General features: G+C 58.9%; 13 protein-coding genes and 1 tRNA gene. 11 read left to right on the forward strand and 3 right to left on the reverse strand.

Translation table 11 applies throughout. From position 1 onward, the window contains the following. The first annotated feature begins 80 nt into the window (after window positions 1-80). A tRNA-Ser gene (locus I41_RS18600) sits at window positions 81-163 on the forward strand. A 153-nt stretch (window positions 164-316) separates the two neighbouring features. Here the strand turns inward: I41_RS18600 and I41_RS27400 are convergent. Both I41_RS27400 and I41_RS18610 read right to left on the reverse strand, forming a co-directional pair. After that, the gene (locus tag I41_RS27400; protein WP_168207002.1) at window positions 317-475 is read right to left on the reverse strand and encodes a hypothetical protein; all 159 of its coding nucleotides are present in this window, start codon (window positions 473-475) and stop codon (window positions 317-319) included. A gap of 249 nt (window positions 476-724) precedes the next feature. Beyond that, window positions 725-2,353 carry an autotransporter-associated beta strand repeat-containing protein gene (locus tag I41_RS18610; RefSeq protein ID WP_168207003.1) on the reverse strand — a complete coding sequence of 543 codons (1,629 nt, stop codon included), beginning with the start codon at window positions 2,351-2,353 and terminating at the stop codon, window positions 725-727. 860 nt (window positions 2,354-3,213) lie between these two features. Between I41_RS18610 and I41_RS18615 the strand changes: the two genes are divergently transcribed. Continuing rightward, complete coding sequence (locus tag I41_RS18615) at window positions 3,214-3,405, forward strand: hypothetical protein (protein ID WP_145434437.1); 192 nt, start codon at window positions 3,214-3,216, stop codon at window positions 3,403-3,405. Between the two features lie 104 nt (window positions 3,406-3,509). Here the strand turns inward: I41_RS18615 and I41_RS18620 are convergent, their stop codons facing one another. Next, window positions 3,510-3,869 (reverse strand): hypothetical protein, encoded by a 360-nt coding sequence (locus I41_RS18620; RefSeq protein ID WP_145434438.1) that lies wholly within the window; start codon window positions 3,867-3,869, stop codon window positions 3,510-3,512. Between the two features lie 319 nt (window positions 3,870-4,188). Here I41_RS18620 and I41_RS27405 point away from each other — a divergent pair, with 319 nt between their 5' ends. The 9 genes from I41_RS27405 to I41_RS27410 all read left to right on the forward strand — a co-directional run bounded on the left by I41_RS27405 (window position 4,189) and on the right by I41_RS27410 (window position 13,172). Further along, window positions 4,189-4,362, forward strand: a complete 174-nt coding sequence (locus I41_RS27405; protein WP_168207004.1) for a hypothetical protein — start codon at window positions 4,189-4,191, stop codon at window positions 4,360-4,362. A gap of 274 nt (window positions 4,363-4,636) precedes the next feature. Continuing rightward, entirely contained in the window at window positions 4,637-5,095 is a 459-nt protein-coding gene (locus I41_RS18625) for a hypothetical protein (RefSeq protein ID WP_145434439.1), read from the forward strand. Between the two features lie 484 nt (window positions 5,096-5,579). Next, on the forward strand, window positions 5,580-5,918 hold the full coding sequence (locus I41_RS18630) for a hypothetical protein (protein ID WP_145434440.1): 339 nt from the start codon (window positions 5,580-5,582) through the stop codon (window positions 5,916-5,918). Between the two features lie 76 nt (window positions 5,919-5,994). Next, on the forward strand, window positions 5,995-6,291 hold the full coding sequence (locus I41_RS18635; protein ID WP_145434441.1) for a hypothetical protein: 297 nt from the start codon (window positions 5,995-5,997) through the stop codon (window positions 6,289-6,291). 150 nt (window positions 6,292-6,441) lie between these two features. After that, window positions 6,442-6,855, forward strand: coding sequence for a hypothetical protein (locus tag I41_RS18640; protein WP_145434442.1), 414 nt, complete (start codon window positions 6,442-6,444; stop codon window positions 6,853-6,855). Window positions 6,856-7,388: 533 nt separating this feature from the next. Continuing rightward, window positions 7,389-8,639 (forward strand): SBBP repeat-containing protein, encoded by a 1,251-nt coding sequence (locus tag I41_RS18645; protein ID WP_168207005.1) that lies wholly within the window; start codon window positions 7,389-7,391, stop codon window positions 8,637-8,639. A gap of 946 nt (window positions 8,640-9,585) precedes the next feature. Continuing rightward, window positions 9,586-12,363 (forward strand): PEP-CTERM sorting domain-containing protein, encoded by a 2,778-nt coding sequence (locus tag I41_RS18650; RefSeq protein ID WP_145434444.1) that lies wholly within the window; start codon window positions 9,586-9,588, stop codon window positions 12,361-12,363. Between the two features lie 332 nt (window positions 12,364-12,695). After that, window positions 12,696-12,968, forward strand: coding sequence for a leucine-rich repeat domain-containing protein (locus I41_RS18655; protein ID WP_145434445.1), 273 nt, complete (start codon window positions 12,696-12,698; stop codon window positions 12,966-12,968). Between the two features lie 63 nt (window positions 12,969-13,031). Next, the gene (locus I41_RS27410; protein ID WP_168207006.1) at window positions 13,032-13,172 is read left to right on the forward strand and encodes a hypothetical protein; all 141 of its coding nucleotides are present in this window, start codon (window positions 13,032-13,034) and stop codon (window positions 13,170-13,172) included. Window positions 13,173-14,212 lie beyond the last annotated feature (1,040 nt).

Here is a 14,212-nt window from a genome sequence, read left to right on the forward strand (position 1 = left end):
AGCCGGTCGGTCGAACACCGGGCTGAAGGTTCGTCATTGCCCAGCGGCGGCGGCGCGGCTAAATTTAGAAATCTTCCGCTGGAGGGTAAGCGAATTGGCCAGCGGCCTGACTCGAAATCAGGTGCCCAGAAATGGGTTGTGGGTTCGAATCCCATGCCCTCCGCTCTCGTTTCTGCTCGCAACCCGCGGCTCCGCTTCGCGTAACCTGTTGCTTGCGTAGGGGCTTCGGGCTGATGCCCGCGTCCGCTCCCTGTCCTTCTCTCTGCCCAAGTTCGTTGCACGGCGCGGCGCCCAAATGACTGCTTTCGCGCCCCAACTACTGCGCCAGGCGCTGCGCGCCTTGGGAGTCCGTACCGGTCATTTTCAGCGAGATTTCTTGGTCGTCGTCATCGGCGCTCCGGAGACTAACCATTGCCCCCAACCGGTCAGCTGCTTCGGCCTCGGCGCCCGGCAGCATATGACCGTAACGATTCATCTACACCGGCGTGCTATGCCGCATCATCGTTTGCACTGTCTTGGGGTGCGAGCCAGAAAGCGATAGCCACGCACCGCAGGTGTGCCGAAGCGAATGAAAGTCAAACCATTCGCCGGCTTCGTTCCGTTCCCCGAGAAAGTCGCTCTGCTCGCGTCGCGTCAGTTCTTCGGGGTCGCGTTGCGCCTCGGCGAGCTGGCGCAGCCCACTTCCTGCCCCCGGCCGGGAGGCTGGGGGCTAGGGCTGCTTTCGCTACGCGATTAGCCGATGAAATTGAAAGATGCCGAACGTTCCAATTAGAGTCATCGCAAGGGAACTCAGTTCGGGAACCGCAACAATCGACGTATGTCCGAAGTTGCTTTTCCACGACGCGAGATCCGCCGCGCTTAGCGGAGCGGGCGAACCGCCCCGCTGCCACAATAAGAAGTCGTGGCCATCGACATCGCCGTCGAGGTCGAAGTCGCCCGCCAGGCCGACACTCAGCATGCCAGTCTTGTAGACCAGCGACGAGTTCCAAGCCAATCCCGGCCCCAAGGCTGGGAGATTGATCGCGTCGAAAGCGCCGAGCCGAAAGTTCCAATCGAACAGATCGAACGATTGCCCTGCAATCGGTGCAAAGCCGTTGATGAGCGAAACCTGCAGCGTGCCATTAAACGCGAGCGCTCCAAACGAATTGGCAGTCACGATTCGATCGTACTGAGCACCAGCGACCGGGCCGCCGATTTCCATGACAAGTGTAGCGTCGTCGTTCATGGAGAGCCCCCCCACGCTCATGACTCCCGCGGAGTTTCCGGGAGCCAGCGTTCCGCCCGCTTCCAATGTCACTGCTGATCCGATCGCGCCGGTGCCAGCGAGCGCTGCCCCCGATTTCACTGTGATCTCGCCTGCGATCGACCCGTCGACTCTCAGCGTCCCTTGCTCGACCGTCGTGGGGCCGGTGTAGGTGTTGGCGCCGGTAAGATGCAACACGCCCGCGCCGGACTTCTTCAGGCGGAACGGGGCGCTGTCGCCGTTGCGGATGACGCCGGCAAAGGTGTTGGTCGTCGCGGCGCCGACCGCCACAGTGAGAGTTGACACATTGGTGGGGCTGCCGTTCTCAACGACCGCCGAGGTCAAGCCCGGCGCGGTGCTCAACCCGCTCACGAAGACCGAATGACCGAAAAGACCCAACGTTCCGCTCGCCTCGAATGCGACGGGATTGGGGGCTGTTGCATTGAGCGCGCCGTCGTCGAACAGACCCACGATTCCCCCTCGGATGACGAACCCGCCCGTAAAACTATTGGACGCGCTGAGGCTGAGGTCTCCGCTCCCTTGTTTGGTCATGCCCGCTGTGCCGCTAATCGGCCCAAACACGTTCGTCGAACCGTTGCCGTCGATCGTCAGTCGGTTCGGCCCCATCATCACAGGTCCATCGAAGAGGAGCCGGCCGAATTCGCCGTCGCTGCTCCACGTTTGGGCAGCGGCCAAGTGAACGACAACGTCTGCGGCAGTAGCGTGTATGTTGGCTCCGGAATTTGTGATTCCGCCTACGCCAACCGTCAGATCCGTGTGGGTCGAGCCGCTGGCCGACCCGCGCAAAGTCACATGGCCTAAGCTACTGAAAACTAAAGAACGAATCGATTGCGGCCCGTCCATAAAGAGGTTTTGTGTGGAATTCACAGTTTCGATGTTGAACACCGCCGTATCGCTGGCGCCGGGCTTGGCCCCCGGGTCGGGCGTCGTGCTGTTGGAGAGCACCGACCAGGAGGAGAGCACATTCCAATTGGTTCCGGTGCCGTCCCAAGAGAGGGTCGCGGCCCGAGAGTCGCGTAGAGCCAGCCCTTCGGCAGAGATCCATGCCAATAGGAATGTCATTGCGAGAAACGAGACTTGCGAATTCATTGATCGGTTCATGATGTTCGTTGGCCCTGTAGATCAAGAGAGCCGTTCTCTGGATGGAAGTGCGAAAACTTCGAGGTGACTGTTCATTGCATGCGCCGGCCATCTGCGAAGGCGGCGACTGCCGTCATGAGCAGCCACGCCGACGTCGGTTCCGGCATGATGGTGCTCGCGGCGACGAGCGCGAGGATGGTCCATGTTTGAGAGATCCATGGTTATTCGCCATTGACTCAACTTACCGATTGACTCTCCGGCGAAAAGCCAAGTGATATTGGGCGGAGAACAGCATAGCCGAGACATCGCAAAAACTGGATCAGACGCTGACTAAGGACAAGGTTCCCTACACTTTCTGCGTCGTTGGAATGCCGTGAACAGCGGCTGCTAGAATCCTAAATCAGCAAGGTTATGAGGTGCACGCGTTAACGCCCGGCTACTAGGAACTCATTAAGGCTGGGTTCAAGAAGGCGGAACCCTAGCGTCGTCCCCGCCGTCTGAGTCTTGCGACGTGAAATTGTGGCGGCGTCTCGTACATGCCGAGAGCTTGACCCCGGGACGTTCAAATGGCAAGCACTGACCACCCCGAAATAGATCTATTGATGGACGCTGACTAGCTACACCCGTCGCGTGCATTCGGCGGTGGGCGGTGGTAAACATTCCACAGGGCCGTGGGGCCCCCAGCAGGCAACCACAAGCGCGATTTTGGCGACGCGAAGACTACTCTCGCGGTTCCCAACACGCGAAAGGGCGGGAGGTGATTCAAAATCTCCGAGCAAGGAGAAAGGGGACCCTATCGATCGTTGCTGGGATGTAGGGGATGGCGGTGATTCTGTAGGAAGCAGGTTTGTCGGGGGTTAAAATGGGGCATGGCATTGATGGCTGCGTTATGGCTGACCGGCGGATTCGCAAACGTCTGCTTTGCTGAATATCTAGCTGACAGACGCCGCAAGTCATACGGTGACGGGCTCTTTGCAGACGCTTGGTTCTACCGATTCACCGGCTACGTCACGATGGCCGCTGCGGTCGTGCTCTTCGGTGTGGATTTCTACCAGCGCTAAATCCCTGACCCCGGCCGGGACGCTGGGGGCTAGGGCTGCTTTCGCCCCACCCGTCGCCAGCGGGTATAGTGCGGGGAAGGACAAGGGTCCATAGACTCCTGTTTTCACCAATTATCGAGTTCGTGGCGAATGCTGTACATGTAGATGAGCGAAGCAATTAGGCTGGCCCCCAAGCCAAATGCCGCCTCCATTCCCACGTAGGCTACGACGGAGAAATCGTCGAACCATGCCGATTGCCTAGCGAGCCGGGATTGCTCTGGCCTTGCCAAGATCCGAAACGCATCGATTAAAAACAGGACGATTCCTAGCACAGGACCACAAACTACGAAAACTAAAGCAGATATCGGACCCGAGCGTCCGCGCGTGTGAACGTAAACGACAAGCAGCCCAATCAACAATCCGAGACAGACGAAGATGACGACTAAATAGCCAATCGCGGCCTCGTCGGAGATAGTTGGGTCCATATAACACGTTCTTTCACCCGCCTAGCGACGACTTGGTTCATGAGCATGCATTAGACTAGAGACGTTGATTTGGTCAAGAGTTTGCGGCCGGGGAGCGGGGGCGGTAGAGTGGCGGGCGTACTACCAGTCAAGTTCTTCAGCAGAGGCGCGCAATGCTGGAGCCGTTTGAACTCCTGATTCTTGGTGCGCTGATCGCCATTCCAGTCGGAGCAATCGCCGTGACCATTTGGCTATCGCGGAAGAAGTGAACGCCCGCCCGCAACCTTCGCCGCCCGCAGGGATGAGAGGGTAAGAAGCTAAAGTGGTGAGTGATTAGGCCATGCGTTTCAACCTGAGACTCGCCCTACTCTGGACGGCCTACGTAGCGGCGGTGCTTGGCATCGCGGGTTATGGAAAGTTCGATCCCAGGATCGACTCGCATTGGTGGAGCGCGGTCCCGTTGCTCTGTTTGGTCACGGTGCTCATCATCCATCAGCACGGACGAGTGAAGTGACCTTGCTAAAGCGCCGGTCTCGTGCTTGGGACTAACGCTCTGCGGAGGGCGGGGGCGCGGCATGGGGGAGTGCGGCAGATTGGCCTAAACTTCAGTGAAGCAGTTCGGCGTCCAGTTGATCGTCAGAGATTACAAAATTTGGCATGTCGACTTCAGACTCTGAGAACAACGCTTGAACCTCACTGGGAGCGGCTGCTGCGCGACGATTGCCGTTTCCAGGCCCCTCACGATAGCGGGTGGGGAAGTAGCTGGCGAACTCCGCTATACTGGCGGCATGCTCACCTACCTCCGCTACGCCCTGGCGTCCGTTTGCTTCGCGGCGAGCGTTGGCTGCTTGGCCCTTTGGTGGAGAAGCTATACCTACTGGGACACGTTCATCAGTTCGGTCCCAGGTCGGAACTCGGCTATTGTTGCAGACTTCTGCGGCGGTGCTGCGATGATTGTACGCCTTTCTCCGCGACCGAAGGACGCGGTCTACCAAAGCTGGGGGATGTCTTCGACTCCGACTGACTGGACCCCGGAGGCGTTCGCCGAAGAAGATCGCAAGTACGGAAGGTTCGGCGTAAAGAATGGCGTCGTATCTTTCCCGATTTGGTTTCCGGGCTTATTGCTCGCGCTAGTTGGCATCGCTGCGGTCCAAGCCCACCGCCGGTTTACATTGCGCTCGGTACTAATCACCACGACGTTGGTCGCTGCACTACTGGGGTTTTGGGCCGCGATTGGGGCGCTGTAGTTCACGGCGCGTGTGACAATGGTACTCGGCCGCTTCACGCTTCGCTCGGCGATCATCGCCACGACGGTTGCGGCTGTGCTGATGGGGATGGCGGTGATTCTGTAGGAACACGACCGGGTGGCGGTTAAAATGCGGGGCATGAAATCCATCCTCGCCATGAATCTCGCGATCGGTTGTTTCCTGCTCTTTTGGGCAGCCATCGCTGAGACCCGCACGTTCGGTTTGGCGAGCGATCTAGTCGACGAACTACGGACGGGATCGTCAACGATCAAGTCTATCGGATACAGCGATGTGATCCGTCTGCTACGACGAGCGACCGAAAGAGATGCGGCCGTCTGTGCAGCGGCTGGAGGGGTGCTAGTCGCGACAAGCTCACTCGGCCTTTGGTTAAGAACCCGCCGTCCCGCCCCGCCTGCCCCCGGCCGGGAGGCTGAGGGCTAGTGCTGCTTTCGCCCCGCCCGTCGCCAGCGGGTATAGTGTGGGCATGAATGCTCTCACCTTAGGCGGCTTACTAGCTGTCGCATTTATGTTCCCGCTCGCGGGACTGACGGCGCTTCTCTATCAGTTTCCGGTTCCGATTGCGGGGATGGTGACTGGCTGGCAGGGAGTCCTACCGGCGATGCTGGGGTTACCGATTTACGCTGCGCTGGGATGGGTGCTGATACCGATTGCGCTCGGGGTGCTTTCAGGAGCTGCCGCCCGGCGTCTTGCGGGTGCTGACGGTCGACGTGCCCGCCGAATTACGATCGCTCTCGCCGCAATGTCCGCATTCGCTTGCACGACAACTCTGGCCACTATCGACAAGCTGATCGGTCCATGGTGAAAGTTAAATGTTTGCGGCCGGGGAGCTGGGGCGGTAGAGTGGGCGGCGCCGCTCGCCCCTTCGCTGAGGCACTCAGATGCTCACACTTGCGTCCTTTAACGGTGGACCTTCGGACTTTCAAGCATTCACGGGCATAGTCATCGTCGTCTTGGTCACACTTGTTGGCAGTGCGTTACTTAAATCAGCTCCGGTCAGCGCCATCCTTGGCGCGATCGTCGCAAGCGCGATGATGCTCGGCCAGGCCGCCCTCTATGGCGGTTATCTCGGCGCCGAGATTGTGCTCGCCGCGTATGCGATCGGCGGAGCGATCATTGGCGGGATCGGCGGCGGCATTTCCAGTTGGATAAAACATCGCCGTAATCGGCGGCCTTAGCCTTCCTCACGCCGCCTTCGCCGCCCGCAGGGATGAGGCAGGCCTTCAGGAGATTCGACGACTCGACCTTCGCCAACTGTAGATTGCCAGGGCCACTATTAGCAGTAGGGCGGTACGCCAAGCGTTATTCGGCCGTGTCAGGGGGAGCGCATGTACAATCGTCAGACTATCGCTGCAATGGTGGGAATCATGCTCGCATTTTGTGCCGGCTGCTCCCATCCTGGTCAACGATTATTGCAAGCACGTATTGAGAAAGATGGTCAACCGGTTCTGCAGACTCGCTTTGGCGTGCCCGACAGTTGGGACCAATACGCCGCTTGGCAGCGACTTGACTCGCAAGTATTTGAGCCAGTTAGCACGTTGAAACTCGATCCAAATGACTTTGGACAATTAGTAATCAAGGGAAATATTCGAGTGACACTCGTTCACGCCGGCAAGCGCTTCGCTGCTGTGAACATCGAGCAAATTCGGCTAGTCAGCGTCTCCGCTGGGGCAAAGACGTGGCAACTGGCGCCCGGAGAGGTGGATCGCACTGCCAAAGCGTTGAACGCTAAGAAAGAGTAAACCACGTTGGTCCTGCTGCGGGCCGCTCGCCCCGACGTCTATCTATGCATTAATGTACCTATTTACACAGTATGTTGTCCTGGGCCTGAGCAAGTTGGACACCCGTCGATCGCCCGGAATTCCTTCAGGTCTCTTCGTTTTCAAAGGAAACAGAATTCCAACTTATCGAACGCTGCCGAAGGCCGGGCAACCGCCGAATTCACAACAATGTCCAAACCTACTTTTTTCATATTTGACCATTTCATTTCCCTGCCGCCCACAACTTTCGATTAAAGTCCCGCTAGGCCTCCGTGGTACTATTTCCGTCGCGTCAGGAGTTGATCATCACCTCAACGAATCGGCAGTCGTTGGGAGATCACCCGCATCGCCGGCCAACCGAAGCAATCTCACCTGCGCGAACATCGTTTGGAGTTACGCCAATGATGCTGACCAGTCGTTTTCCAATCTTGTCACCGCCAGTTGTATGTAGGCTCTCAGCGGTATTGATCTCACTCGTTCATGTTGCTTGCCTCCGGGCACAGACGACCGAATGGGTGAAATATGTGAGCAGCGACATCGACGACGCTAGTCGCGCTGTGTCATGCGACGGCCTGGGAGGCATCTATATAACGGGCACGACGAGCCGCACTGCCGCCGGGACGAGTTCGGGCGACTCGGCGTTTGTCAGCAAGTTCGATTCGCTCGGCAGACGAGTCTGGCTGCGAAAGCTGGAATCCGACGTCGGCGGTGATTTTGGCGAAGACGTTTCGGCCGACAAGCTGGGAAATGTGTTCGTGTCCGGGACGACGATCGGCAGCCTTGGCGGAAGCTATGCAGGCATGGGTGATGCGTTTGTCGGCAAGTACGATTCAGAGGGCAATCAGAAGTGGGTTCGACAAATCGGGACTCCGTCTTCCGATTTTGGAAATGGCGTCGCGGCGGACAACCGCGGAAACGTGTTCGTCGCCGGCACGACGCTCGGGAGTTTGGGGATTGCGAATCTCGGAGGGCCCGATGCGTTCCTGAGGAAGTACAGCGGCAGCGGCGCCATCTTGTGGACGCGTCAAATCGGCGGTGACTCCAACGTCGGATGTTCGGACGTCGCCGCCGATCAATTTGGGAATGCGTACATCACCGGCTCTGCCGGCAGTGCGTTGAGCGGACAGTACAATGCCGGCGGATTCGACGCCTACGTGATCAAGTATGGCGCAGCCGGCAATCAGCTTTGGACCCGCGAGTTCGGCACGATCCGAGACGATTTTGGCACGAGCGTCGCCCCCGATTCATTCGGCAACGTCTATGTCACCGGCTACACGGAAGGAAGCCTCGAGGTTCCCAACGCCGGCAGTGGCGACTTTTTCATCAGTAAGCTAGATGATCGCGGGAATCTTCTCTGGAGCCGGCAGTATGGAGGTGAATTCGACGACGTCAGCCTAGGCGTCTCGATCGACGCCGACGGCAATGCGTACATCGCAGGTTTCAACACGATTCGTTTTTCCGGTTCCAATGATGTCGGCCGATCCCCATTCGTGATGAAGCTCAGCGCTGCCGGCGATCCGCTGTGGACCTACAATTTGGCGCCGCTGGCGGGCGAAAGTCTCGGCGTGGCGGCTGATCGATTGGGGAGCGTTTACACTTCTGGATATGCCTACAACGGAACGCGCGACCCATTCCTGGCTAAAATCAACGGTCCGACGATTCCCGAAGCACCATCTAGTCTTCTGTTCGCCACGGGGGGTGCGGCGATCGTCTTGCGCCTCGGGAAAAAGAGTCGGTGGAGCAAGTTCATTGAATTTGGGCGGTGAAGCGGTTTGATACCGGCGGCTGCCGCCGACGCTCACGCCTTTGATTCGCTCGCGCCATCCCCCATGTGGCATGCTTTTGGCTCCCAGGCCTGATCATGCCGAACTCGCGAACGCGAAACTCCCCCCACGCCATCGGCGATTCATGATTTAACCCAGGGTTGATCGCAACCGCGAGCTACCCCGGGGATCATCCTGCACCGCGAACATCACCCCTGCAACGGTTTCACTACCCGCGTAAGCTGGCATCCTCGCAGGGGCGCCACTTGCAGCGGCGCGTGAGTAGCGGGTGCTCGGCCTCCGTCAGCTAACGCCCGCGAACGACGTTTGCTACGGACCTGTTGCTCCTGATAATGTACTGCGACCCCAACCGCACACAGCCTCATCCGGCGCTTCACACTGGCAGCCCTGCCAGCGCCCCCAGCGGCAATCGGCGCTACTCAGCTCCCGCGGAGTTCGGGAACTCACGAGCAGCATCAGTTCGGGGACGACCTCGTTGCATTTGCATCGTCCCAGCAAGACGTCGTCAACATAGCCCAGCGATTCATCGCTGGGAAAGTTGCCGTGGACAGCAATGACGTCCCGTATGGACGATTGAACCATCGGCCAGCATATTAGTCCCCCCTATGGGACTAGCGCTTCACCCACGGGCGTTGACCCAGCGATGAATCGCTGGGTTACTATAGGGCGTCCCGCTGGGACGCGGGCACTGGGCGCCCTCGGATCTCGCTCCGAGGCGGCAAAGCCGCGAGAAGCAATTCCGCTCTTTTTTGTTGGGGACAAAGCGCCGACACGACCTAACCCCCGCCGCCCAATCGAGCGACGCCAGAGCCTCCGTGATTTCCGGCATTCCTCGAAGAGACCTGGCTCGGTTGCATTTCTTGCGCCACACCGCTTTGGAGATTGAGCTGAAAGATCAGCTCGTTCCAATTCCTCAGCGAGGTGCGACATGAACCGACAATTTAGCCGCCGACAAAACTCCGCTATCTGCGGGACTTTGCTGACGCTGACCGCGTGGCTGGCACTGGCCGCACCCGCCGCGGCCACCACGATTAGCTTCACTTACGACGAAGATGCACGCCCGTCGTTTGATCCCAACGGCGTTAAACTTATGGCAATTGTCACCGCTGCAGGGCAGATCTGGTCCGACTACATCAATGCGTATCAAATCGCACCTAACGGCCAATCGCACCCCGCTGTTTACCATTTTGACCTTTCCTATGAAAACACTGGCGGCAGCGAGTTGGGGCACTACGACACGTCGTGGGACAACATGGTCATCGACACCTCCTCGGACAACGGCGCTGCGATCGATTGGTTCTTCGATCCGACGCCATTTGAAAATAGCGAGTTCTTGATGAAGTCTCTGCTTGTAGGCGAACTCGATGCCACGAATCCACAAGCTGTCGACAACGCGTACGACGGCTTGACGATGCCGCTGATGGAAGCAGCCTATAGCGGGCCGGCAATCGCACCGGCGGCGATGGGCAAGTACGACATGCTGACCACCGTGCTGCACGAGATGGGCCACATGCTGGGATACAATTGGAACCCCAACGATGACGACTACGACTTCGCCGGTTCGACGATTGGCGGGCACGCCTTGGCCCTCAACGAAAACGTCGACATGCACGGTGGCGTCGAGCAGTCGCTGATGTACCCCTCCGTCGCTCTCGGGATGCGCAAGCTCCCTTCGACGAGCGACATTCTGGGGCTCGCCGACGAAGGAAACTCGATGTCGTTTGACGTCCCCCGAATGGAGTATTTGGGCGACCACTCAACAAACTGGAATGACACGTTGAACTGGATCGGCGGCGCCATACCCGACGCGGACAATCAGGTGTTTGTTCGAAATGGCGGCATCGCGATCATGGCGGCCAGCGGCTCGGCCGCGTCGGTGACCATTAGCGATAGTTCGCAGGTGTTCGTCAACAATAACCAGTACAACGTCGTCGGCGGCACGCTGCTGGGCAACCAGTACGGCAAGACCGGAGCGCTGAATATTGGTTCGCTGATCTCCGGCATTTCGCGATTCGAGACCACGCGACTTGATCTCGTCAACGGACGCGTGAATTTGCAGAATGCGTATGCGACGCTGGTTGTGAAAGGCGATGCGTCGATTGGCGTGCAGGGAACCCTCCTGGGAGCAGGCCGGGTCGAAATCGGCGGTACGCTCACCAACAATGGAGCTATCGAAGGAGGCGCTTTCCAACTCATAGGATTCGGCGGCCAATTGACGTTGGCAACAACCGGCGGCGGCAAACTCGACCTCGATGGAAATAGCATCGCCGAAGCTGGACGCGTTCGGGCGGTGGGCGGAAATTTGATCGTCGCCGGCCCTTTGTCTGACGACTTCGACGGAACGGCGACCATCGGTCCGGGCCGGAAAATGGCGTTCTTTCAACCCTGGAGAAATCACGGGAAGCTTGAATTTCGCGGCGGGTCAACGCCTGATCAAGCGGCTTGGCTGGGCAGCGGCGGACTGATGACATTTGACGGACAGATGGACGTTGATGGCCTGGGCATGATCGGCGCGCCAATGACGCTGTACGGATCTACGAAGATCACGGTGCGCGACGCGAATGATCAGATTACCTTCGCTGGGCCGACGACGTTGAGCGGCGTCCTCTTCGAAGGCCAAGGTTCCCTCGCCATTGCCGGGGTCACTTCGGTCGATCTGCCAGATCCGATTTGGCAGCATCCGGCCACGACTGGCGTCGTCGTCGGACCAACGGCGAGCACTGCTTTGGTACTGCCCGGCCAGGTCGCCAGCACTGAAGGAGTTTACACGCGAATCCCAACGACATACACGTTCAGCGTTCCTGTAACATTGAAGCCACGCGGTGAACTGCTCGCGTATGGTTCGTCACTAGTATTGCCTAGGCTGACGACGATGAGCAGCGGCCGAATCGGCGGCCTGCACACAGTGAATCAAATCGGCGATCTCGTGGTCGATGGAGCGAGCATTATCAATCCCACGACGTTCATTTGGGGAGGCGACGCGACCAATCACAAAACTGAGCTGCGCGCCTACAGTCAGCTTGACTTGACGCCGCGCCAGATCGTCCGCGGCGGCAGCGATAATGTCTACAACGGAGCGATCAAGCTGGCAACAAACGCGCGATTGCACGTCGACCTTGGCGCCGCAACCTCTTGGCGACTAGCCGGCAGCATGCAGCTTAACACCGGCGCAAGCGTGACCGGCGACGACATGATCAGCAACGGCGTGGTGAGCGGCAGTGGCACGATCTTGGTGAGCCGCTTTGAGAACAGCGGTCGCGTTATTCCTGGTCGACTGTCCGGCGGCCTGTTAATGCCAAACGCCACATTCGTCCAAACCACCACGGGGATCCTGGACGTGGTCCTCGGGCAACCTGGCTTGGCGCCGGCGGGAAAAGGCGCCGGTACTGGTCTGCTAACAGTGGGAACGGCGCAACTTTCAGGCACCCTCACCCTTTCGCTTGGCACGGGAATCAGTCCTGCAGTTGGCTCCGAGTTCGACTTCCTGCGCGCCGCGTCAGTCAGCGGGACATTCAACAACGTGCTGCTTACTGGGACGCTCGGTCAGCAGTTTCAGGGCACGCTCCTGTATGGGAGCGACCGCGTGACGTTTCGGATCACGAGCGTATCCGGCAGACTTGCCGTCGGAGTCGTTCCTGAACCGTCGACCGCCTGGATGGCGATGCTCATGGTCGGTCCGTTGGCAGTATGCCGCCGCCGGTCTTAATGTTGCGTCCATGCAACCGATCGCACGCCACAACGCCGTGGTGACGCCCGATGCACCTTACCGCACACATGATTCGCGCTTCGGTTCTGCGTCGACCCTCTAGTTGAGCTCGGCGGCAACGTAAACTTCGACTGGGAAGAACCGGTCGTCGATGTGGTGAGCGGAAACCAAATCTTCCCCACAGGCCCTTCCGCCCCTCAATGGTTACGCTCATTGATTGACGATGACTACTTTCAGAAAGTAGTCAGCATCGACTGCACCGGAAAGAGCTTCGCTGCAACGATCGTGGAAGGTTGCCGCATCTGCGTCTCGCGTCGCTTATAGCGTGCGACATGAGAGACCTGCCGCCCTTTTCCCGTCTGAAGGATCTCCATTGTCTGTCAGTGCGAGGAAACGAAATCGCCGATCTATCTCCGTTGGCAAGTTTGCACAACTTGGTGATGTTGGATGCGGCAGGCAATCAGATTGTCGATTGTACCCCGCTGCACGATCTTAAAAACCTCGACCAGCTCGACGTCCAAAACAACCCCCTACATCAGAAACAGTTGGACATGCTGGACGCCGCATTGCCAAACACCGGCAAAACTTGGTCGTCGCCGAAATGAGTTGCCTCCACGCGGAGGGTGAAGCGGGGGCGGGGCACGGGGCTATTCCAACCGACGGTATAAATGCATCTCTCGGATGCAGCCCTCATCATTGCCCTCGCCGGCTTAGCCGCCCTGAGGCTCGGCCGCCGCTTCACGCTCCGCTCGTCGATCATCGCGACGACGCTGGTGGCTGGGCTGTTGGGACTGGCGGTGATTCTGTAGGAAGGTCCTGCGGCGGCGGTTAGAGTGCAACGATGGCCGCCATTTTCGAACTTGTTGTTAGAGCGGGCTTAGTCGTCGTGACTGCGATCGCGGCGCCGCCCACCATTCTTGCCTACACTTGGAGGCGAGGCGAGACGACCGTCCGCTCGGGCGGGTGTTCTGGCGGCGGTATGGGGTAGTGCTTCGGCACGCGATCGGTGCCTGACCTTGGTCGGGAGGCTGGGGCACTTTAGATCTGCTTTCGTCCTGCCTAGTTCCCGCGAATTCGCGGCGATTGCCTCCTGTTCTCCGCTATGCCCGGCCGCCGAAAATCATCGCGTAAATTGCGCGTTCGGTGTGGATAAACTCGGAAGGGCAATTAACCTGGATCGAGAGAGGCGCAAGACGGGGGTTACAGTAATGCCATCTCGAGCCAGGCAATCGGTAGAGCGCCTTCCCGGCGACCCTGACGAGAAAACAATCGCGGAGATCACCGCGGCTATTCGCGCTTCGTGGACGAAGCGCGAAGAATGTAGCCGGCTCCGCTTCGACTATCAAGCAACAAGGTTCCGTGTGCCAATGATAAGCACTCTGGAAATTGGCCAGTCCGCACCGCCGAACTATTGAGGCTCGCACCCGCTGAATTCGCGCCGGGCCTCGCAGGAATCCCCGCCGCCCGAATTCAGCTTGCTGACCCCAGCCGCCTGAAAACTCAAATATGAACGGCGCCCGAATAGTGCGGTGCCCGGCTAACGGCGACGGCGCCTGAATAGTGCAGCGCACAGACGTGCAGCGCAGCCGAATCGGCGACAATGCGTCGTTGTGGCAAAGGACCGTAGGCCCTCCCGCTAGAACGACTCACACGTTCCCAGCAAACCGTCCCGTCCTGTTCGCCTTCACTCGATCGCGCCCGGAAAACTGCGACGATCACGCGGCGCCATCGTTTAACTCCTCGAAGAGAGATGCGACTGAAAGTCCGCGCTTGCAAGGTTCCCGAGCACACCAGTCAGATTCTTGGCAATGTGCCATCTGCGGAGCCTCTGCAAAGTAGAGCCTCTCAA

The sequence above is a fragment of the Lacipirellula limnantheis genome (genome assembly GCF_007746075.1).
In the GTDB taxonomy this organism is placed as follows: Bacteria; Planctomycetota; Planctomycetia; order Pirellulales; family Lacipirellulaceae; genus Lacipirellula; species Lacipirellula limnantheis.